13 protein-coding genes and 1 pseudogene are annotated in these 18,824 nt (G+C 73.7%); 7 read left to right on the top strand and 7 right to left on the bottom strand.

What is annotated here, in order from left to right; translation table 11 throughout:
* Positions 1 to 8 precede the first annotated feature (8 nt).
* Both Sdagh_RS01245 and Sdagh_RS01240 read right to left on the bottom strand, forming a co-directional pair.
* Complete coding sequence (locus Sdagh_RS01245) at positions 9 to 977, bottom strand: DNA polymerase Y family protein (protein ID WP_189422743.1); 969 nt, start codon at positions 975 to 977, stop codon at positions 9 to 11.
* Positions 974 to 4,492, bottom strand: a complete 3,519-nt coding sequence (locus Sdagh_RS01240; protein WP_190078210.1) for a DNA polymerase III subunit alpha — start codon at positions 4,490 to 4,492, stop codon at positions 974 to 976. The genes Sdagh_RS01245 and Sdagh_RS01240 overlap by 4 nt, the downstream gene beginning before the upstream one ends.
* 152 nt (positions 4,493 to 4,644) lie before the next feature.
* On the opposite strand from Sdagh_RS01240, the gene Sdagh_RS01235 reads away from it, so the two are divergent.
* Entirely contained in the window at positions 4,645 to 5,703 is a 1,059-nt protein-coding gene (locus Sdagh_RS01235; protein ID WP_189422739.1) for an ABC-2 transporter permease, read from the top strand.
* Positions 5,704 to 5,770: 67 nt separating this feature from the next.
* Here Sdagh_RS01235 and Sdagh_RS01230 read toward each other — a convergent pair.
* Positions 5,771 to 6,854 (bottom strand): annotated as a pseudogene (locus tag Sdagh_RS01230) (S1 family peptidase).
* A 471-nt stretch (positions 6,855 to 7,325) separates the two neighbouring features.
* Complete coding sequence (locus tag Sdagh_RS01225) at positions 7,326 to 8,231, bottom strand: S1 family peptidase (RefSeq protein WP_189422737.1); 906 nt, start codon at positions 8,229 to 8,231, stop codon at positions 7,326 to 7,328.
* 587 nt (positions 8,232 to 8,818) lie between these two features.
* On the opposite strand from Sdagh_RS01225, the gene Sdagh_RS01220 reads away from it, so the two are divergent.
* On the top strand, positions 8,819 to 9,256 hold the full coding sequence (locus tag Sdagh_RS01220) for a cell division protein SepF (RefSeq protein ID WP_189422735.1): 438 nt from the start codon (positions 8,819 to 8,821) through the stop codon (positions 9,254 to 9,256).
* Positions 9,257 to 9,295: 39 nt separating this feature from the next.
* Here Sdagh_RS01220 and Sdagh_RS01215 read toward each other — a convergent pair whose 3' ends face one another.
* Entirely contained in the window at positions 9,296 to 10,471 is a 1,176-nt protein-coding gene (locus tag Sdagh_RS01215) for an acyl-CoA dehydrogenase family protein (RefSeq protein WP_189422732.1), read from the bottom strand.
* Between the two features lie 129 nt (positions 10,472 to 10,600).
* The gene (locus Sdagh_RS01210; protein ID WP_190078209.1) at positions 10,601 to 12,196 is read right to left on the bottom strand and encodes an MFS transporter; all 1,596 of its coding nucleotides are present in this window, start codon (positions 12,194 to 12,196) and stop codon (positions 10,601 to 10,603) included.
* A 177-nt stretch (positions 12,197 to 12,373) separates the two neighbouring features.
* Here Sdagh_RS01210 and Sdagh_RS01205 point away from each other — a divergent pair, with 177 nt between their 5' ends.
* Complete coding sequence (locus Sdagh_RS01205; RefSeq protein WP_189422728.1) at positions 12,374 to 13,567, top strand: putative hexosyltransferase; 1,194 nt, start codon at positions 12,374 to 12,376, stop codon at positions 13,565 to 13,567.
* Between the two features lie 305 nt (positions 13,568 to 13,872).
* Positions 13,873 to 14,883, top strand: coding sequence for a phosphatase PAP2 family protein (locus tag Sdagh_RS01200; protein ID WP_189422726.1), 1,011 nt, complete (start codon positions 13,873 to 13,875; stop codon positions 14,881 to 14,883).
* 86 nt (positions 14,884 to 14,969) lie between these two features.
* Here Sdagh_RS01200 and Sdagh_RS01195 read toward each other — a convergent pair whose 3' ends face one another.
* The gene (locus Sdagh_RS01195; RefSeq protein WP_189422724.1) at positions 14,970 to 15,185 is read right to left on the bottom strand and encodes an I78 family peptidase inhibitor; all 216 of its coding nucleotides are present in this window, start codon (positions 15,183 to 15,185) and stop codon (positions 14,970 to 14,972) included.
* A 441-nt stretch (positions 15,186 to 15,626) separates the two neighbouring features.
* On the opposite strand from Sdagh_RS01195, the gene ctaD reads away from it, so the two are divergent.
* The 3 genes from ctaD (at position 15,627) to Sdagh_RS01180 (ending at position 18,770) form a co-directional block, all read left to right on the top strand.
* A complete protein-coding gene (gene ctaD, locus Sdagh_RS01190; protein ID WP_190009650.1) occupies positions 15,627 to 17,309 on the top strand; it encodes an aa3-type cytochrome oxidase subunit I in 1,683 nt (560 codons plus the stop codon).
* A 322-nt stretch (positions 17,310 to 17,631) separates the two neighbouring features.
* A complete protein-coding gene (locus Sdagh_RS01185) occupies positions 17,632 to 18,414 on the top strand; it encodes a DUF8842 C-terminal domain-containing protein (protein WP_189422720.1) in 783 nt (260 codons plus the stop codon).
* Positions 18,415 to 18,506: 92 nt separating this feature from the next.
* Positions 18,507 to 18,770, top strand: a complete 264-nt coding sequence (locus Sdagh_RS01180; RefSeq protein WP_189422718.1) for a hypothetical protein — start codon at positions 18,507 to 18,509, stop codon at positions 18,768 to 18,770.
* Positions 18,771 to 18,824 lie beyond the last annotated feature (54 nt).

Genomic DNA, 18,824 nt, shown 5'->3' with positions numbered 1-18,824 from the left:
CGCCCCGGTCAGGCCGCCAGCGCCCCCGGGATCACCGCCCGGGGCCCGAACCGCGCGCGGGCGCGGTCCGCGGCCTCCTCTATACGGCGGACCTTCTCGTCCACCGGGTCGAAGGTGAGCTGGTGGGCGGCCTGTTCTGCGGGGGCGAGACCCTCGGCGCGCAGGGCGATCGCGCGGACCCGGGCGCGCTGGAGGCCGAGCGCCTCGTACATCTCGTACGCGGCCGCGGTGAGCGCCGCCGTGTGGGCGGTCGGCTCGCGCAGGGTGCGGGTGCGGGGCGTAGCACTGCGGTCGGCGTAGCGGACGGTGAGGGTGAGGGTGCGGCAGATCCTGTCGACGGCGCGCAGCCGGGTGCCCAGTTCCTCGGTGGCCGAGAGCAGGGCGCGGCGGTGCCGGGCGGGGTCGATCTCGTCGCGGGGGAAAGCGCGTTCGGCGGCCAGGGACCGGGAGACGCCGTTGGGGACGACCCGGCTCCGGTCGATCCCGCCGGCCTTCTCGCGCAGGTCGCGGCCGGTCTTCGCGCCGACCAGGCGCTGGAGGGTGGACAGCGGCGCGGCGGCGACCCGGCCGAGGGTGTCGAGGCCGTACTCGCACAGGGTGCGGGCGGTCGCGGCGCCGACGCCGGGCAGCGCGACGACGGGCCGGTCCGCGAGGAACTCCGCCGCCTCCTCCGCCGTGACCGCGCGGACCGCGCCCGGCCGGGCCTCCCGCAGCGCCATCCGGGCCAGCAGCGGGCCGGGCCCGGCACCGATCGCGCAGTCGACCCCGTGCAGCGCGAGGGCGCGGACGCGGATCACCGAGGCCAGTCCCACGGCGTCACGCCCGAAGTAGCGCTCGGCGCCCCGCAGATCGGCCAGCGCCCCGTCGGGCGGCAGAGCCTCGACGACCGGCGTGAACTCCTCCAGCAGGCCGAGCAGCCCCGGCAGGGCCGCCTCGTACATCGGCGGCAGCTGGAAACGTACGCAGAGAATGGTCATCCCGCACTCCCCGGACTCTGGTGCCACAACTTCCTTCCCGCCGCGGGCCCTTCGCCCGCGGGGCGCAGATCGGCCCAGGGGTGCATCTCGTACCCCGTGGGCATGCGGATGCTCCGCCGCCGTTCCATCGCGTCCTGGGCGGCGGAACCGGCCGGCGCGGGCTGTCCGTCCGAGCCGGCCAGGCGCCGGCGGGCGGGTCCGTCCCCGGGGGCGCCGCCCCGGGTCCCGTCGGCCAGCCGGGCCGCGACCCCCTCCAGCCCTTCCTCCCGCCGCACCTCCAGCAGTTCGGCGAGGTTCCAGGCGGCGGCGCCCACCACGCTGTAGCTGCGCGGCCCGCGCCGCTGCACCACCCCGCGCACCAGCAGCAGCCAGGAGTGGAAGACGGTGTGCGCGCAGGCGTCGTGGGAGTCGTCGAAGAAGGCGAGGTCGACCAGGCCGGTGCCGTCGTCCAGGGTGGAGAAGATGACCCGGCGGCCGGAGCGGACCGGCGGTGTCTGGGTGGCCGCCTTGGCGCCCGCGACCAGCACCGTCTCCCCGTTGCGGGCCTCGCGCAGCCGCTTGGCCGAGACCACGCCCAGCTCGCGCAGGAACTCCCGGTGGTCGTCCATCAGATGGCGCGAGGTGTCCATCGACAGCACGCCCAGCTCGGCGCTGAGCTTCTCCGCCGGGGTGAGGTCGGGCAGCCCGGCCGGCGCCGTCCTCCGGCCGCCGGACAGCGGGAGCTGCTCGCCGCGCCCGCCCCGGGCGCCCCGGTGCAGCTCGGTCAGGTGCAGCTGGAGGTCGCGGCGGTTGGCGCCGAACGCGTCCAGCGCGCCGACCTGGGCGAGGCGTGAGGCGAGCGGGCGGCTGGGGCGGGCGCGGTCCCAGAAGTCGAGCAGGGAGGCGTACGGCTGTCCGGCGGCGATCCGCTCCGCCTCGGCCTCGGTGATGCCGTGCACGTCCAGCAGCGCCAGCCGGAGCCCCCAGACCCGCCGCCCCCGCGATTCAGACACCAGTTCGATCCGATGGGCGGCCCCCGACGTGTTCACGTCCAGCGGCAGGATCGGCACCCCGCGCCGCCGCGCGTCCGCCAGCAGCAGCCGCTTGGGGTACATGCCGGGGTCGTGGGTGAGCAGTCCGGCGTAGAAGGCGGCCGGGTGGTGGGCCTTCAGCCAGGCCGACTGGTACGTGGGCACCGCGAAGGCGACGGCGTGCGCCTTGCAGAAGCCGTAGGACCCGAACGCCTCGACGATCTCCCAGGTCCGCCCGATGGTCTCCGCGTCGTACCCGTTGGCCGCCGCGTGCTGCGCGAACCACGCCCTGATCCGCCCCTGCGACTCGGGGTCGGACAGCCCGCGCCGCACCCGGTCGGCCTCGCCGCGTCCACAGCCGGTCAGGACCGCGATGATGTCGATGACCTGCTCGTGGAAGACGACGACCCCGTACGTGCTCTCCAGCGTTTCCGCCAGGTCCGGGTGCGGGTAGCGCACCGGCGCCCGCCCGTGCCGGGCCTCGATGAACGGCCGCACCATGTCGGCGGCGACCGGTCCGGGCCGGAAGAGGGAGATGTCGACCACCAGGTCGTGGAAGACCGACGGCTGGAGGCGCCCCACCAGGTCCCGCTGGCCCGGCGACTCGATCTGGAAGCAGCCCAGCGTCTCGGTGGACCGGATCAGCGCGTACGTCGCCGGATCGCCGTCCGGTACGGCGTCCAGGTCGACCCGGGTGCCCGAGGCCCGCTCCACCTCGGCGACCGCGTGCGCCATCGCCGACTGCATCCGCACGCCCAGCACGTCCAGCTTGAGCAGCCCGAGGTCCTCCACGTCGTCCTTGTCGAACTGGGCCATCGGGAACCCCTCGCCGCTGGTCGGCATGACCGGCGTACGGGAGAGCAGGGAGGCGTCGGAGAGCAGCACGCCGCAGGGGTGCATGGCGATGCCGCGCGGGAGGGCGTCCAGGCCCTCGACCAGTTCCCAGAGCCGGCCGTACTCCTGCGCGCGGCCCGCCAGTTCCTTCAGCTCGGGGAGTTCGGCGAGGGCCGCGCGGGCGTCGCGGGCGCGGATGTGCGGGAAGGACTTGGCGACCCGGTCGATCTCGGCGGGGTCCATGGACAGCGCGGCGCCCACGTCCCGGATCGCGTGCCGCACCCGGTAGGTCTCCGGCATGGCGACCGTCGCGACCCGCTCGGTGCCGAACCGGCCGATGATCGCCCGGTAGACCTCCAGGCGCCGCGCGGACTCCACGTCGATGTCGATGTCGGGCAGCACGACCCGCTCCTTGGACAGGAAGCGCTCCATCAGCAGCCCGTGCTCGACGGGGTCGGCGTGCGCGATGCCGAGGAGGTGGTTGACGAGGGAGCCGGCGCCGGAGCCGCGCGCCGTGACCCGGATGCCCATGTCCCTTACGTCGTCCACGACCTGCGCGACCGTCAGGAAGTACGAGGCGAAGCCGTGGTGGGCGATGATGTCCAGTTCCTGGTGCATCCGCTCCCAGTACGCGCGCCTGCGGTCGTAGCCGCGTCGCACCATCCCCGCCGCCGCCCGCGAGGCGAGGGCCCGCTGGGCGGTGCGGCGGCCGGCGCCGACGAGGTGCGGTTCGGGGAAGTGGACGGTGCCCATGCCGAGGTCGTCCTCGGGGTCGACCAGGCACTCCGCGGCGGTCGCCCGGGTCTGCTCCAGCAGGCGGTGCGCGGTGTCCCGCCGGAAGCCCGCGGCCTCGACGATCCGCTCGGCGGCGCCGGCCATGGCGGCGGCGTCCTTGAGCCAGGCCTCGCCGGAGTCCAGTTCCCCGGCGGGGTCGACCGGGACCAGGCGGCGGGCGGCGTCCAGCACGTCGGCGACCGGGCCCTGGCCGGGGTCGGCGTACCGCACGGCGTTGGTCAGCACGGGCCGTACGCGCTGCTCGGCGGCGAAGCCGACGGTACGCGCGGCCAGCCGCAGGGAGCCGGGTCCGGTGCCGGTACGGCCGTGCCAGACGGCCTCAAGGCGCAGGGCGTCGCCGTACACCTCACGCCAGGGCGCGAGCAGCCGCGCCGCGCGGTCGGGGCGGCCCGCGGTGAGGGCGCGGCCGACGTCGGAATCGGGGCCGAGCAGCACGGTGAGGCCGTCGGCGTGGTTGTCGGGCCAGGTCAGCAGGGGGGTCTCGGGGTTCCGGTGGGCGGCGGAGACCAGCGCGCACAGACCGGCCCAGCCACGGGCGCCGTCCCGGGCGAGGAAGGTGACGCGGGGGGCCGACTCGTCGACGAAGGCGCCGCCGCGCACGGGGACGCGGCGCCGGTCACGGCGCACGGAGGTGGCGTCGCGGTCCGGCCCGCCGACGGGCGGCGCCACCGCCAGGTCCGCGCCGAACAGCGGACGGATGCCGGCCTTCGCGCACGCCTTGGCGAAGCGGACGGCGCCCGCGAGGCTGTCGCGGTCGGTGAGGGCGAGGGCGTCCATGCCCCGCTCGGCGGCGCGCTCGGCCAGCCGCTCCGGGTGGGAGGCGCCGTACCGCAGGGAGAACCCGGAGACGGCGCGCAGATGCGTGAAATCCGGCACGCGCACCTCCCGCCTTCGTGACCCGCGACGCCCTATCGAACGCCTGTTCCAACCATCTCACCCCACCATACCTCCATCTTCGAATGTGTGTACGACATCCGTTCGGACCCCTCCCACCTGCGGGAACGCCCTCCGGCCGGGACGGTGGGGACATGTCACACACCTCAGGGAGCAGCACCCGGAACGGCTCGTTCCGCGACGAGGTGAGGGACGCCGTCAGCCTGCGGGCCACCCTGCTCGTGCTCGGCGTGATCGCGCTCCAGCTGCTCTTCATCGCCTCCTACGTCGGGGCGCTGCACCACCCGGAGCCGAGGGACGTGCCCTTCGGGGTGGTCGCGCCCGACGCGGCGGCCGGGCAGACGGTGGCCCGGCTGGAGCGGCTGCCGGGCGGACCGCTGGACCCGCGCGCGGTGGCCGACGAGGCGGGCGCCCGGCGCCAGATCCTGGACCGGGAGATCGACGGCGCCCTGATCGTGGACGCGCGCGGCGGCCGGGACACCCTGCTGGTCGCCTCCGGCGGCGGCACGGCCCTCGCCACCACCCTGGAGGGTCTCGTCACCGGGCTCGAGGGGGCCGAGCGGCGGACGGTACGGACCGTCGACGTGGCACCGGCCTCCGCCCGTGACTTCGACGGACTGTCCTCCTTCTACCTGGTCGTCGGCTGGTGCGTCGGCGGCTACCTGTGCGCCTCGATCCTCGCGATCAGCGCCGGCGCCCGCCCCGCCGACCCGCGCCGCGCGGCGATCCGGCTGATCGTGATGGCGCTGGTCGCGATCGTCGGCGGGCTCGGCGGCGCGGTGATCGTCGGGCCGGTGCTGGGCGCGCTGCCCGGCAGCGTGGTCGACCTGTGGGGACTGGGTGCGCTGATCACCTTCGCCGTGGGCGCCGCCACCCTCGCCCTCCAGGGGCTCTTCGGGGTGGTCGGCATCGGGCTCGCGATCCTGCTGGTGGTGATCGCGGGCAACCCGAGCGCGGGCGGCGCCTTCCCGCTGCCGATGCTGCCGCCGTTCTGGAAGGCGATCGGCCCGGCGCTGCCGCCGGGCGCGGGGACCTGGGCGGCCCGTTCGGTGGCGTACTTCAAGAGCAACGCCCTGACCGTTCCGCTGCTGGTGCTGTGGGCGTGGGCGGTGGCCGGGACGGTGATCACGCTGCTGGCGTCGGCGCGGCGCCAACGGCGGCAGGAGGCGGAACTGCCGGCGCGGGCGGGCTGACCACCCCGTACCCGCGCGGGAGTCCCGCCCCTCGCGCGCGCGGCGGGACTCCACCGGGGCCTGCGGGTCAGCCGATCTCCGTCCCGGTGGGCCGACAGCGCCTCCGTCACCGGCTGGAAGAAGGTCTCCCCGCCCGAGGCGCGGTCACCGCTGCCGCCGGAGGTGAGACCGACCGCGCTGCCGCCGGCGAAGAGGGAGCCTCCGCTGTCGCCGGGCCCGGCGCGGACATCGGTCCGGATGAGGCCGTCGACGATGACGCCGTTGCCTCAGTTCACGGTGGCGTCGAGGCCGGTGACCGTGCCGGAGTACACCTGGGTGGCGGAGCCGCTGCGGGTCACCGCCATGCCGACGGTGGCCTCGGCGGCGCCCGTGACGGGCTGCGCCGAGCCGTCGTAGAGGTCGGCCTCGCCCGGGTGGTCCACGTCGGCGGTGTACTTGACCAGGCCGTGGCCGTCGCCCGGGAATCCGGACACCTCGTTCTCGCCGATGCCGGTGCCCGAGGAGTCCGACCACGAGGTGCTGGACTCGGTGCGGTGCCCCGCGGCCAGGAAGTACGGCTCGCCGCCCTTGGCGACGTCGAAGCCGAGCGAGCAGCGCCCGCCGCTTCCGGTGATGGCGTCGCCGCCCGCGGCGAACGGCCTGCACTCCCCCGCGGTCCGCTTCGGCCCGGCCTTGGCGCCGAGCGACTCCACCACCTCGGTGAGCTTCGCCCAGGCGGCCCCCGAGACCGTGCGGTCGGCGGTGACGACGACCTTGTCGGCGGTCGGGCCGGTCACCCAGGAGGTGCCCGGGAGGGCCGCGTCCCGCCGGAGGGCGGCGCGGGCGCGCTTCAGGTCGGCGAGCGGGTTCTCGACGATTCCCGCCGTGGCGCCGGCCTTCTCGACGCTCCGCGCGGCGGTCTCGTCGAGGACGTTGACCACCAGGTTCTTGTTCCGCGCGTCGTAGTGGGTGCCGGCCGCGCCGGTGCCGAGTTCGCCGAGCAGGGCGGTGGCGAGCCGTCCGGCCGCGGGGGCCGACAGGGACTTGGGAGCCGGGGACGCCGGACTCTCGCCGGCGTTCGCACTCCGGAAGGTGAGGGCCGTGGCGACCAGCGCGCCGACGCCCGCGCCCGCCAGAGCCGTCCGTCGCCGGGATATGCGTCGGCGCTTCAACCCATGTCCTCCTACGGGGGGACGGCCCGTGCGGTCATGGGGTCCGCGGGGGCCGGAAGGCCGGTTGACGGGCGTCCGCTCTTCCGAACGGCCCAGCGCGCACACAAGGTCGACCTCAAGACGTGCGCACACGGCCTCCACCGTTCGCGATCGCTCACGTCCCGGCCGGGCAGGTACACGGAGCGGCCCCACCGCGTGCCGCGTCCCTCACCCCGGAGCGAGGTCTAGTCCTGTCCGGATTCCCGCTCTTGCGCTCCGGCGCCGATCCGTGCGTCTACGCGCGGTGGACGGCCCGCCCGGTGTCCGCTCCCGTCCGCCCGCCCCGCCCCTCGTTCCGTACGGACGCGGGAGACCTCCTCACTCCGCACAGAAGCGAGCCCCCGCCCGGCGGGTGCCGGGCGGGGGCTCGTCGTGCCGCTGGCTGCGGCCTCGTCAGCGATGCGTGTGGGGGGTGCGGATGGAGCGGACCGGTCAGTAGACGCTGACGCCGTAGGCGCTGAGGGCCTCGGTGACCGGCTGGAAGAAGGTCGTGCCGCCGGACGTGCAGTTACCGCTGCCGCCGGAGGTCAGACCGTAGGCGGTGCCGTTGCTGCCGTAGAGCGAGCCGCCGGAGTCGCCGGGCTCGGCGCAGACCGTGGTCTGGATGAGGCCGTAGACGATGTCGCCGCTGCCGTAGTTCACGGTGGCGTTCAGTGCGGTGACCCGGCCGCTGTGGGTGCCGGTGGTGGAACCGTCACGGATGACGGTGGCGCCCACGCTCGGGGTGCCGGCGCTGGTGATGTCCACGCCGTTCGCGGTGCCGGGCCGGGCCACGGACCCGGTGTACCGCACAATCCCGTAGTCGTTGGTCGGGAAGCTGGAGCCGGTGGTGGTGCCGATGGCGGTGGTGCGCGCGGAGTTGGAGTACCAGGTGCCCGCGCCGTCGGTGCAGTGCCCGGCGGTCAGGAAGTACTGGGTACCGCTGCTGTCCTGCACGTTGAAGCCGAGGGAGCAGCGCCAGCTGCTCGCGTAGATGGCGTCACCGCCCTGGATCAGCTTGTTGAACGTGCCGTTGGTGCGCTTGATCGTGAGCGCGCCGGCCTTGTCACCGGCCTGCTGCTTGATCTTGGCGATCTCGGCCTGGGACACCGTCTCGTCGATGGTGACCAGGACCTTGCCGGACTTGCTGTCGACGGCCCAGGCGGTGCCCGGGACGTCGGCCTTCAGCACCGAGGCGCTCGCGCTCTTGAGCTCGGCGGAGCTGAAGGTGGTGGGGGTGTCGGCGGCGGTCGCACTGGGGACCGCGATCGCGGCGGCGGCGACGAGACCGGTGGAGACGGCGATCAGCCGGGTACGTCTCGTGACACCGCTGCGGGGGGTGGTGCGCTTGATCCTCACTTTTCGTTCCTCCACGGGGGAAGTCGGGGGCCCGGTCGTGGGGTTGCCGGACCCGTGAGGCGCAGCCGGGGGCCCGGGTGTCCGGATTCCGGAAACGATCGTGCCCCTGACAAGCGCTGAGTGGGAGTATTCGGCCGAACGAACGGTCGGCGCAAGGGTGCCTTTCGGCCGTCACCACTCATACGACCGGCGTTTCCCGCGACGCCACGACCGTCCCGCCCCCACCGGTCGCGTCCGCGAATCCCGCGCACGGCCCGCACGGCCGCCCCTGATTCCGCGTCAGCACCGGGACCTCGGCCCGCCATACGCCCTCCCGGTCCGTACGCCGCGCACGGCACCGCGCCGGCCGCCGGATTCACCCGTACGCCCGGCTCCTCACCCGTCCGCCAGGAAGAGTCATATTTCATTCCCGGTCAGCAGCCGTTTGGGAAACGGCCCTTGGGACACATGGACTCTCGACGGATCTGCTGTGCACCAGTACCGTCACAAACCCCCCGCGCGGCGTCTATCCACTTGGCGCGACGTCCGCATCATGGATGACCATAGGGATGCGGAAAGAACGGAAGACCGCTTGAGAGGAGGCGTCCATGGGATCGGTACGCAAGGCGAGTGCGTGGCTCGGCCTCGTCGACGACAACGAAGACGAGCGCTACTACGACGACGACTACTCCGAGGGCAACGACCCCGGGGACGCCTGGGTCACGGACCCTCGGGTGAAGGTCGCCTCGGACACGGCCGAGGAGAGGGGCCGGCGCATCGGCACGGTCACCCCGGACAGCTTCCGGGACGCCCGCGCCATCGGCGAGCTGTTCCGGGACGGCGTCCCGGTCATCATGAACCTGACGGCCATGGAGGCCGGCGACGCCAAGCGCGTGGTCGACTTCGCCGCCGGGCTGATCTTCGGGCTGCGCGGTTCGATCGAGCGGGTCTCCAGCCGGGTGTTCCTGCTGAGCCCGGCCGACACCCAGGTCATCAACGGCGAACCCGCCGCGCACCGCACGGACGGGTTCTTCAACCAGAGCTGAGGCCGGGCCGCCCCCGCCGGCCCGCCTCACCCGCGGGTGCTACCGGAACGCGTCGATTCCGGTGAGCGCCTTGCCCAGCACGAGCTGGTGCATCTCGACGGTGCCCTCGTAGGTGAGCACCGACTCCAGGTTCGTCGCGTGCCGCATCACCGGGTACTCCAGGGAGATCCCGTTGGCGCCGAGGACCGTCCGCGCCGTACGGCAGATCTCGATCGCCTCCCGCACGTTGTTCAGCTTGCCGAAGCTGACCTGCTCGGGGCGGAGCCGCCCCGCGTCCATGCGCCGCCCCAGATGATGGGCGAGCAGAATCCCCTTGTGCAGCTCGACCGCCATGTCGGCGAGCTTGGCCTGGGTGAGCTGGAAGCCGCCGATGGGCCGCCCGAACTGCTCGCGCGTCCGCGCGTACTCCACCGCCGTCTCGAAGCAGGCGCGCGCCGCGCCCATGGCGCCCCAGACGATCCCGTACCGGGCGTGGGTGAGGCAGCTCAGCGGGCCGCGCAGGCCCGTGACCTCCGGCAGCACCGCGTCGGCGGGCAGCCGTACGTCGTCCAGGACGAGTTCGCTGGTGACGGAGGCCCGCAGCGACCACTTGTGCTTGATCTCGGGCGCCGAGAAGCCGGGGCGGTCGGTCGGGACGACGAACCCCCGGATGCCCTCGTCGGTCCGCGCCCACACGACGGCGACTCCGGCGACCGACCCGTTGGTGATCCACATCTTGCGGCCGTTCAGCACCCAGTCCGTGCCGTCGCGCTCGGCGTACGTCCGCATCCCGGCGGGGTCGGAGCCGTGGTCGGGCTCGGTCAGCCCGAAGCAGCCGATGACCTCGCCGGCGGCCATGCGGGGCAGCCACTCCCGCTTCTGCTCCTCGCTGCCGAACCGGTGGAGGGCGTACATCGCGAGGGAGCCCTGCACGGAGACCAGGGACCGGATGCCGGAGTCGGCCGCCTCCAGCTCCAGACAGGCCAGTCCGTACTGCACGGCGCTCGCGCCCGCGCACCCGTATCCGGTGAGCGACATCCCGAGCGCGCCGATGCCGCCCAGCTCCCGGGCGAGGTCCCGGACGCCGGGCAGCTCCCCCTGCTCGTACCAGTCGGCGACGTACGGCAGGACCCGGTCGGCGGCCCAGGCCCGTACGGTGTCGCGGACCGCGAGGTCGTCCGGGTCGAGCAGGTCGTCGATGCCGAGGGGGTCGGCGGGGTCGAAGGACGCGGGCATGGGGCACCTTCCCGGGGACGTCAAAACTAGCACTGCTAGTTACGGCTCCCGGCCGACGTTACGACGCGCTGCGCCCCACGTCCAGAGTCCCCCGCCCCCGCCCCCGGGCGTGGTGGGTGAAGGAGACGGTCAGACCGGGACGCGGGACTTCGGCGCGTCCCGGGGGGAAGGCACCGTCACCGCCCCGCCCCCCATCCCCCGCGGCAACCGCAGTGCCATGCCCGCTCCCAGCAGCAACAGCCCCGCGCTCACCAGCAGCGTCACATGCAGCCCGTGCACGTACGCCCCAGCCGCCGCCGACCGCAGCGCCGCCCCGCCCGGCCCCCCGAGCCGCGCCGCGACCTCGTACGCCTCCCCCAGCGAACGCCCGGCCGCCGCCGACGCCCACGCCGGCACCCCGTCGACGCGCGCCAGGCCCGGCGCGTACGCCGCGTTCATCACCGTGCCGAGCAGCGCGATCCCGATCCCGGCCCCGAGCTGGTACGACGTCTCCCCGATCGCCGCCGCTCCGCCCGCCTGCTCCGGCGGCGCCTCGCTCAGCATCGACTCGTACGCCCCGAACAGCGTGGTCTCCAGCCCGAACCCGAGCAACACGAATCCGCCCAGCATCAGCGCCCACGCGTCCGCCCGCCCCAGCCCCGTCAGCAGCAGCACCGCCCCGGCCGTCAGGCAGAACCCGAAGCACACCGTCCGGCGCGGCCCGAACCGCCGCAGCAGCCGCGCCCCCGCGAGACCCGCCGCCATCGCCGCGAAGGTCAGCGGCAGCAGCCGCAGCCCGGTCTCCAGCGGCGACAGCCCGAGCACCAGTTGCAGGTACTGCGCGGCGATCAGCTCCAGGCCGACCAGCGCGAGCATCGCCAGCACGATGCACCCCACCGATGTGACGAACGCCGGCCGCCGGAACATCGTGAGGTCCACCAGCGGATGGGCCCGCCCCCGCTGCCGCCGCACGAACAGGGTGAGCAGCGCCGCGCCGCCCAGCAGCGGCACCACCGTCAGCGCGCTGACCACCGGCTCCCCGCCGCCGAGCCGCTTGACGCCCAGCACCGCCCCGAACAGTCCGGCCGCCGCCAGCAGCGCCCCGCCCACGTCCCAGGGCCCCTGGTCCGCACCCCTGGACTCGGGCAGCAGCAGCCGGCCCACCGGCAGGGCGGCCAGCATCAGCGGGATGTTGACCAGGAAGACCGACCCCCACCAGAAGTGCTCCAGCAGGAACCCGCCGAGCAGCGGCCCGATCGCCGCGCCCACCGCCGCGACCGCGCTCCACACCCCGATCGCCAGCGCCCGCTCCCGCCGGTCCGGGAAGACCTCCCGCAGCAGCGACAGCGTCGCGGGCATGATCATCGCGCCGCCGGCCCCGAGCAGCGCGCGGGCCGCGATCAGCACCGGCGCGCTGTCGGCGCAGGCCGCGAGGGCGGAGGCGACGCCGAACAGGGCGTACCCGAGGAGCAGGACGCGCCGGCGGCCCACCCGGTCGCCCAGCGTGCCGAACAGGATCAGCAGCGAGGCGCAGACGAGCGGGTAGACGTCGACGATCCAGAGCAGTTCGATCGGGCCGGGTCTGAGGTCCTCGGTGACGGCGGGGACCGCCACGTGCAGCACGGTGGCGTCGAGGGCCACGAGCAGCAGGCTGACACAGAGGACGACCAGGACCGCCCAGCGGTTGGCCCCGGCCCCGGCGGCCCGACGGCGCGGCGGGGCGGCGGCCGCGGTCGTCCCGGACATGTGCGTACCTCCCAGAAGTGGCTCGTCAGAGTACGCGAGTCCCCGCGCGCCTCACGTGGCCCAGCTCTCACCCGTCCCGGGCCCCGGTGTGGTGTGCGCCACTTCCGCGCCGCCGGCGCCCCCGCCCCGCGTCCCCGCCCGCCGGGACGCCCGTGCCCGGCGCCGATAATCGGGGCCGTGACCTACCTGGAGACACGCGCGGTGCCGGACCGCCGCACCGGCGCCGCGCGCCGGGCCGCGCCGGCGCTCCTCGGCTTCGCCGCCGTACGCGCCCTCGGCCTGCTGACCCTGGCCCTGTGGAGCGCGGCGCGCGACAAGAGCGCGTACACCCTGCTGACCGCCCGCTGGGACTCCCTCTGGTACAGCGGGATCGCCGCGGAGGGCTACGGCCACGAGGTGCGGCTGCCCACCGGCGACATCCACTCCGACCTGGCCTTCTTCCCGCTGCTGCCCTGGCTGGAGCGGTTCGGCGCGACGCTGACGCCCCTGTCGTACGCGGACGCCGGGTTCGTGGTGAGCCTGCTGGCCTCGCTCGCGGCGGCCTGGGGCGTGTACGCGGTCGGCGAGCACGTCGGCGGCGGGCGCGCCGGTGTCTGCCTGGTGCTGCTGTGGGCCGTACTTCCGGTCGGGATCGTGCAGTCGATGGCGTACAGCGAGTCGCTGTTCACGGCGCTGGCGGCCTGGTCGCTGTACGCGGCCCTCACCCGCCGCTGGGTGACGGCGGGCGCCCTCGCACTGGCGGCCGGGCTGACCCGGCCGGTGGGTCTCGCGGTGGCGGCGGCGGTGTGGGCGGCCGGCGTTGCGGCATTCGCGCGAACCCGGAGCACCGCCGGTACGCACGGCGCGCGGGCGACCGTACGCGCCCCCGGCGAGGGCGCGCGGTGCGCGCTGGGCATGCTGCTCGCGCCCCTGGGCGCCGTCGGGTACGTGGTGTGGGCCGGGCATCGCGCCGGCGGCGGCCTCCTCGGCTACCTCGACGTGCAGGCGGGCTGGCGCAACGGCTTCGACGGCGGCTGGGCCTTCGCCCGTTTCACCGCCGGCCTGTTCACGGGGTTCCCGTCGGCCCTGGCGGGCGCGGGCCTGGCCGCCGGCGTCGCGCTGGTGGGCTGGCTCTACGTCCTCGGCGTACGGCGGCGGCTGCCGCTCGCCCTGCTGGTGTACACGGGGCTCGTCACCCTGTTGGCCCTGGGCGCGTCGGGTTATTTCGGTTCCAAGCCGCGCCTGCTGCTGCCCGCCTTCCCGCTGCTGCTGCCGCTCGCCGCGGTCCTCGCCCGGAGCCGGACCGCCGGGGCGGCGGCGGTGCTGGTACCGGTCGCGGTGGCGTCGGCTCTGTACGGCGCGTTCTGGCTGAACGGCTCGGGCCCGCCCTGACGGCCCGCCCGGTCCCCGGCACCGCTCTTCCGGCTTGTCCGGTCTGCCCGGTCCGTCCTCCGTGACCGGCCGTGAGCGCCCTCGGTGAGCGCGGGAAGAATTCCGTACCAGCATTCGGTGAACGAATTCATAAGCACGATAAAACCGCCGCCCGGAATGATCAAAAGAAATGAAGGGCGCGCCCCGCATGATCCGCCGAATCCAGGGAATTAGGGCACGTCCTGAGAGGAATCCCACATCACATCGTCATCACAAAGCCGTTGATTCGGCGGGCACGAGACCTCACTCGCTGTAACGTCGATTGGGTGCGTACCGAACGGAACCTCACCCGTCTGGACCGGGTGTTCGCGAGACTGGACCGGGAGCCCGAACGGCCGGTCCATCTCGACGTGCCGAAGATGAGCCGGCACAGGATCGCGTTGGTCGCCGGGTCCCTCGCGGTGTACGTCGCGATCGTGTGGGCCGTGGTGATCACCTCCTGGCTCGTCCGGCTCGACTGGCAGGTCATGTTCTTCCGGCCGTACCAGCAGTGGCCGGAGATCCACGCCTTCGTGGACTACTACGTGGTGCTGGGCCAGCGCGGCCCCACCGCCGTGATGGTCGCCGCCTGGCTGGGCTGGCGCTCCTGGCGGCAGCACACGCTGCGCCCGATGCTCGCGCTGGGCGTCTCGCTGCTGCTGCTGAACGTCACCGTGGGCGCCGCCAAGTACGGCATGGGACGGCTGGGACCCCACTACGCGACCACCGTCGGCTCGAACGAGATGTGGGCCGGCGGCGATATATTTCCGAGCGGTCACACCGCGAACGCCGTGGTGACCTGGGGCATCCTGGCCTATCTCGCCTCGACGCCCGCGACCCGCCGCTGGTTGTCCGCCGTGTCGGCGGTCACCTCGCTCGGTGTCGGGATGTCCACCGTCTACCTCGGTACGCACTGGCTCAGCGACGTGGTCCTCGGCTGGATCGCGGGGCTGCTGATCCTGCTGGCGCTGCCCTGGTTCGAGCCGCTGATCGCCCGCGCGGAGGCGTGGCTCCTGGGGCTGCGCGACCGCTGGGCGGCCCGGCAGGGGCGCACGGCGTCCGCGCCCTCCGGTCCCGTGGTGCTCGCGCCCGCCGTCACCGACCCGGACGCCGCGGCGCGCGAGCCGGTCGCCCCGGGCCGCTCCCGGGCGCCGGTGTACCTCGCTCCGGGGCCGCACACCAGCCGCGCGGAGCGTTCGCCGGTCACCCCGGCCGGCAGCCGCCGGCCGCCGCACTCCGACCGTCATCCACGGGGCGCCGCGTCCCCCTCCGGCGCCCGCCCCCTCTCGGGCGGCTGACCGCCCCCGGTACGCACGCGCCGGCCCCGGTCTCCCGTGCGGGAGACCGGGGCCGGCGTCGTCGCGCGGCTCGCCGGAGGCGCCCCTCAGCCCTTCCAGGCCCGCGCCACGCGGCCGTCGCGCACCTCCAGGTTGAGCCGGCCCACGCGGTACTCCATGGTGATGATCGCGCCGGGCGGCAGGGACCGCACGGCGGTCCACCCCCGCTCCCGCGCCCGCTGCTCGGCCGCGTCGGCGGCGAGGCCGACGTAGGCGTCCGGACTGTCCTGGGGTTCGTCCGAAGGTGACGGATTCGGTGCCATGCCGCCACGCTATGCCCTGTCCGGCGACCGGGGAAGCCCGGCCCGGTATCCGGTACGCGGCCCCGTCCCGTCACACTTCTGTCACAGATCACAGCGCGTGTTCCGACGGAAGTCCGTCACCCGGACGGGCGGTTCCCCACGGCCGCGCGGCGCATTCCCGCCGACAATTCCGCCGGGGTTCGCACACTCCCTCCGGGCCCTTCGAATAACCGCGCGAAAAACAGGCGGATACCGGCCTTCGGGAACCGTCGTATTCCGGCCCGCCGGCGGCCTTCCCGGACGGGACGCGAATCCCGGGCCGCCACGGACCGTACCGGCCGGCACAGGCGGTACGGCCGGACGGTCGCGCACGCCCCCTGTCGGCCGCCCGGCGGCGCGAGCATCATGGCGTGGGCGTGCGGGCCCCGGCGGGGCCGTGAGCCGACGACGGAGGGGCGGGCGATGAGTACGCGGACCACGGTGGCGACGGCGGAGGCGGGGCAGGCCGGGCGGCCCGGACGGGTGGTGGTGGACTGGCTGACCACCACCGACCACAAGAAGATCGGCCACCTCTACCTGATCACGTCGTTCCTGTTCTTCCTGGTCGCGGGTGTCATGGCCCTGATGATGCGGGCAGAGCTGGCCCGGCCGGGGCTCCAGATCGTCGACAACCAGCAGTTCAACCAGCTCTTCACGATGCACGGCACGATCATGCTGCTGCTCTTCGCGACCCCGAGCTTCGCGGGGTTCGCCAACGAGCTGATGCCGCTCCAGATCGGCGCCCCCGACGTCGCCTTCCCCCGGCTGAACATGCTCTCGTACTGGCTGTTCCTCTTCGGCGGGCTGATCGTGCTCGGCTCGCTGCTGGTGCCGGGCGGTCCGGCCGCCTTCGGCTGGTTCGCGTACGCGCCGCTCAACAGCCAGGTGCACTCCCCCGGCGTCGGCGCCGACCTGTGGATCATGGGGCTGGCGCTGTCCGGGTTCGGGACGATCCTCGGCGCGGTCAACTTCCTCACCACGATCATCGGGATGCGGGCCCCGGGCATGACGATGTTCCGGATGCCGATCTTCGTCTGGAACACCCTGTTCACGTCGATCCTGATCCTGCTGGCGTTCCCGGTGCTCGCGGCGGCGCTGCTGGTCCTGGAGGCGGACCGGCGGTTCGGCAGCCAGGTGTTCGCCGCGGGCAACGGCGGCGCGCTGCTGTGGCAGCACCTGTTCTGGTTCTTCGGCCATCCCGAGGTGTACATCATCGCGCTGCCGTTCTTCGGGATCATCAGCGAGATCATCCCGGTCTTCGCCCGCAAGCCGCTGTTCGGCTATCTGACGCTGGTGGCGGCGACGATGGCGATCACCGGCCTGTCGGTGGTGGTGTGGGCGCACCACATGTTCGTCACCGGTGCGGTGCTGCTGCCGTTCTTCTCGTTCCTGAGCTTCCTGATCGCGGTGCCGACGGGCGTGAAGTTCTTCAACTGGACCGGCACCATGCTCAAGGGCTCGCTCTCCTTCGAGACGCCGATGCTGTGGGCGACCGGCTTCCTGGTGTCCTTCCTGTTCGGCGGTCTGACCGGCGTGATCCTGGCCTCGCCGCCGCTCGACTTCCACGTCAGCGACACCTACTTCGTCGTCGCCCACTTCCACTACGTCGTCTTCGGCACCGTCGTCTTCGCGACCTTCGCCGGGTTCTACTTCTGGTGGCCCAAGTTCACCGGCAGGATGCTCGACGAACGGCTCGGCAAGATCCAGTTCTGGACCCTGTTCACCGGCTTCCACCTCACCTTCCTGGTGCAGCACTGGCTGGGCGCCGAGGGCATGCCCCGCCGGTACGCGGACTACCTCGCCGCCGACGGCTTCACCGCGTTGAACACGCTCTCCACCATCGGCGCCTTCCTGCTCGGCTTCTCCACGCTGCCGTTCCTCCACAACGTCTGGAAGACCGCGAAGTACGGCCGCAAGGTGGAGGTCGACGACCCCTGGGGCTTCGGCCGCTCCCTGGAGTGGGCGACCTCCTGCCCGCCGCCCCGGCACAACTTCCACGCCCTGCCCCGCATCCGCTCCGAGTCGCCCGCCTTCGACCTGCACCACCCCCGGTACGCGGCCCAGGCCCCGCAGCCCGAGCCGAAGCGGCACCAGGCGGACGGGTGAGACGGCGACGGGAGCCCCGGCACCGGCTGGTTCCGGCCACCCGCTTCATTCCCCGATTTCCTGATTTGTCGACCTGTCACCCAGGTGGTGGGCCGTCCATGAGGCACCCCCAACTCTCCCTGGAACACGTTGATTTGAGGTGGCCCGGCCCGGCCCGGCCGGCCGGTCACCGCGGGTGCCGGTTGGTTCGATTCCGTTCGTGCCGGGGCGTGACCCCTGCCTCAGATCGTCCGTTGTCTTCTTCATGAGCCGGGGACCCACCCGGACCGCGGGGCCGGTCGCGCCCGGTCCCGCCACGTACCGCATCCCGAGGGAGCCACCCGTGCCGCGCATGCTCGACGTCAGCGACGAGGTACGCGCCGAGATCGGCGACGAAGAAGCCGACCGCCTGCTCGCCGGAGAGACCGCCCCGGGCAGTTACGACTGCACCTCCTGCCGCACCCCGGGCGACTGCGAGCAGGAGCGCACCAGCACCGTCCTGTTCATCGGGGACGAGACCGCCGTCCTCGCCTTCGCCCACGCCGGCTGTCTGCCCTCCCAGGTGGTGAAGGTGACCGAGGAGCAGCTCCAGGGCGCCGTGAAGTCCATCAGCGGCGACACCGCCGGCCCGGAACCGGAGAAGGTCGTGCCCGAGCAGGCGGTGCTCGGCGTGACCAGCGGTCTGATCCTGATCGCCGGGGAACTGCACCCGGCCCTGGTCGTGGAGCCGACCGCGCCCGTCGTCCGGCCGGGCAGCTCCGGGACCAGCGACGAATTCCTCCCCCTCCTGATCGAGCAGGGGTTCATGCCGGTCACCGAGCTGTCCTCGGTGCCGCCCGTGCTGCACGGCTGGTCCGTGCTGCTCGCCGTGGGCCAGCTGCACGCGGTGCTCCAGCCGGGGGCCGTGGAGGGCCGGCCGGTGGCCTGGTGGCAGGCGCACCAGCCGCTCCAGGTCACCGACGGCTGGCGCACGGCCGCCAACAAGCACCAGCAGGTGCTGATGTTCGCCGCGCCGGTCGGCTCGATCGGCCGCCAGCCGCGCGAGGACCTGCTGCGGGACGCGCTGGACAAGGCGGCGGCCGGCGGGCGGCTGGTCGCCGCGGCGCTGCCGCTGGCGGGCACCTGAGGAGCACCGCGCGCCCGGTCCTGACGGCCCCGCGCCCTGGGAGATGCGCTGCTCAGCCGCATCTCTTCGGCCGCGGGGTCGTTTGCACGGATGTGCACACATACGACGCCTTCCACCGCCAGAGCGGCCCCTCGGCCACGCCGATCTACGACGCGCTCTACGCCGAGTACGTCAGGTCCTTCCGCGCACTCCCGGGCGACCGCAGCGGCGAGGAACAGCTGGGGTTCACCGCCTTCCGGCACATCCCGCGGGGCAGGGGCTCGTACAGCGCCTACAGCGCGGGCGCGCACAGCGCCCGGCTCGGGATGCACCACGTGCCGGCCGCGCTGCCGCCGGCCCCGCGCAGAGGCGCCTGACGGCGGGCAGCACGAAGGGGGCGGACCCGGTGACCGGGTCCGCCCCCTTCGTAC

Source organism: Streptomyces daghestanicus, from assembly GCF_020521275.1.
Taxonomy (GTDB): Bacteria; Actinomycetota; Actinomycetes; order Streptomycetales; family Streptomycetaceae; genus Streptomyces; species Streptomyces griseoviridis.
Note: the sequence above shows the minus strand (reverse complement) of the source record. Positions and strands in the feature narration are given on the sequence as shown.

Excerpts from the sequence above, each read along its gene's own strand:
- Sdagh_RS01245 (WP_189422743.1), bottom strand. The coding sequence starts at position 977 with ATGACCATTCTCTGCGTACGTTTCCAGCTGCCGCCGATGTACGAGGCG.
- Sdagh_RS01235 (WP_189422739.1), top strand. The coding sequence starts at position 4,645 with ATGTCACACACCTCAGGGAGCAGCACCCGGAACGGCTCGTTCCGCGAC.
- Sdagh_RS01220 (WP_189422735.1), top strand. The coding sequence starts at position 8,819 with ATGGGATCGGTACGCAAGGCGAGTGCGTGGCTCGGCCTCGTCGACGAC.
- Sdagh_RS01215 (WP_189422732.1), bottom strand. The coding sequence starts at position 10,471 with ATGCCCGCGTCCTTCGACCCCGCCGACCCCCTCGGCATCGACGACCTG.
- Sdagh_RS01210 (WP_190078209.1), bottom strand. The coding sequence starts at position 12,196 with ATGTCCGGGACGACCGCGGCCGCCGCCCCGCCGCGCCGTCGGGCCGCC.
- Sdagh_RS01195 (WP_189422724.1), bottom strand. The coding sequence starts at position 15,185 with ATGGCACCGAATCCGTCACCTTCGGACGAACCCCAGGACAGTCCGGAC.
- ctaD (WP_190009650.1), top strand. The coding sequence starts at position 15,627 with ATGAGTACGCGGACCACGGTGGCGACGGCGGAGGCGGGGCAGGCCGGG.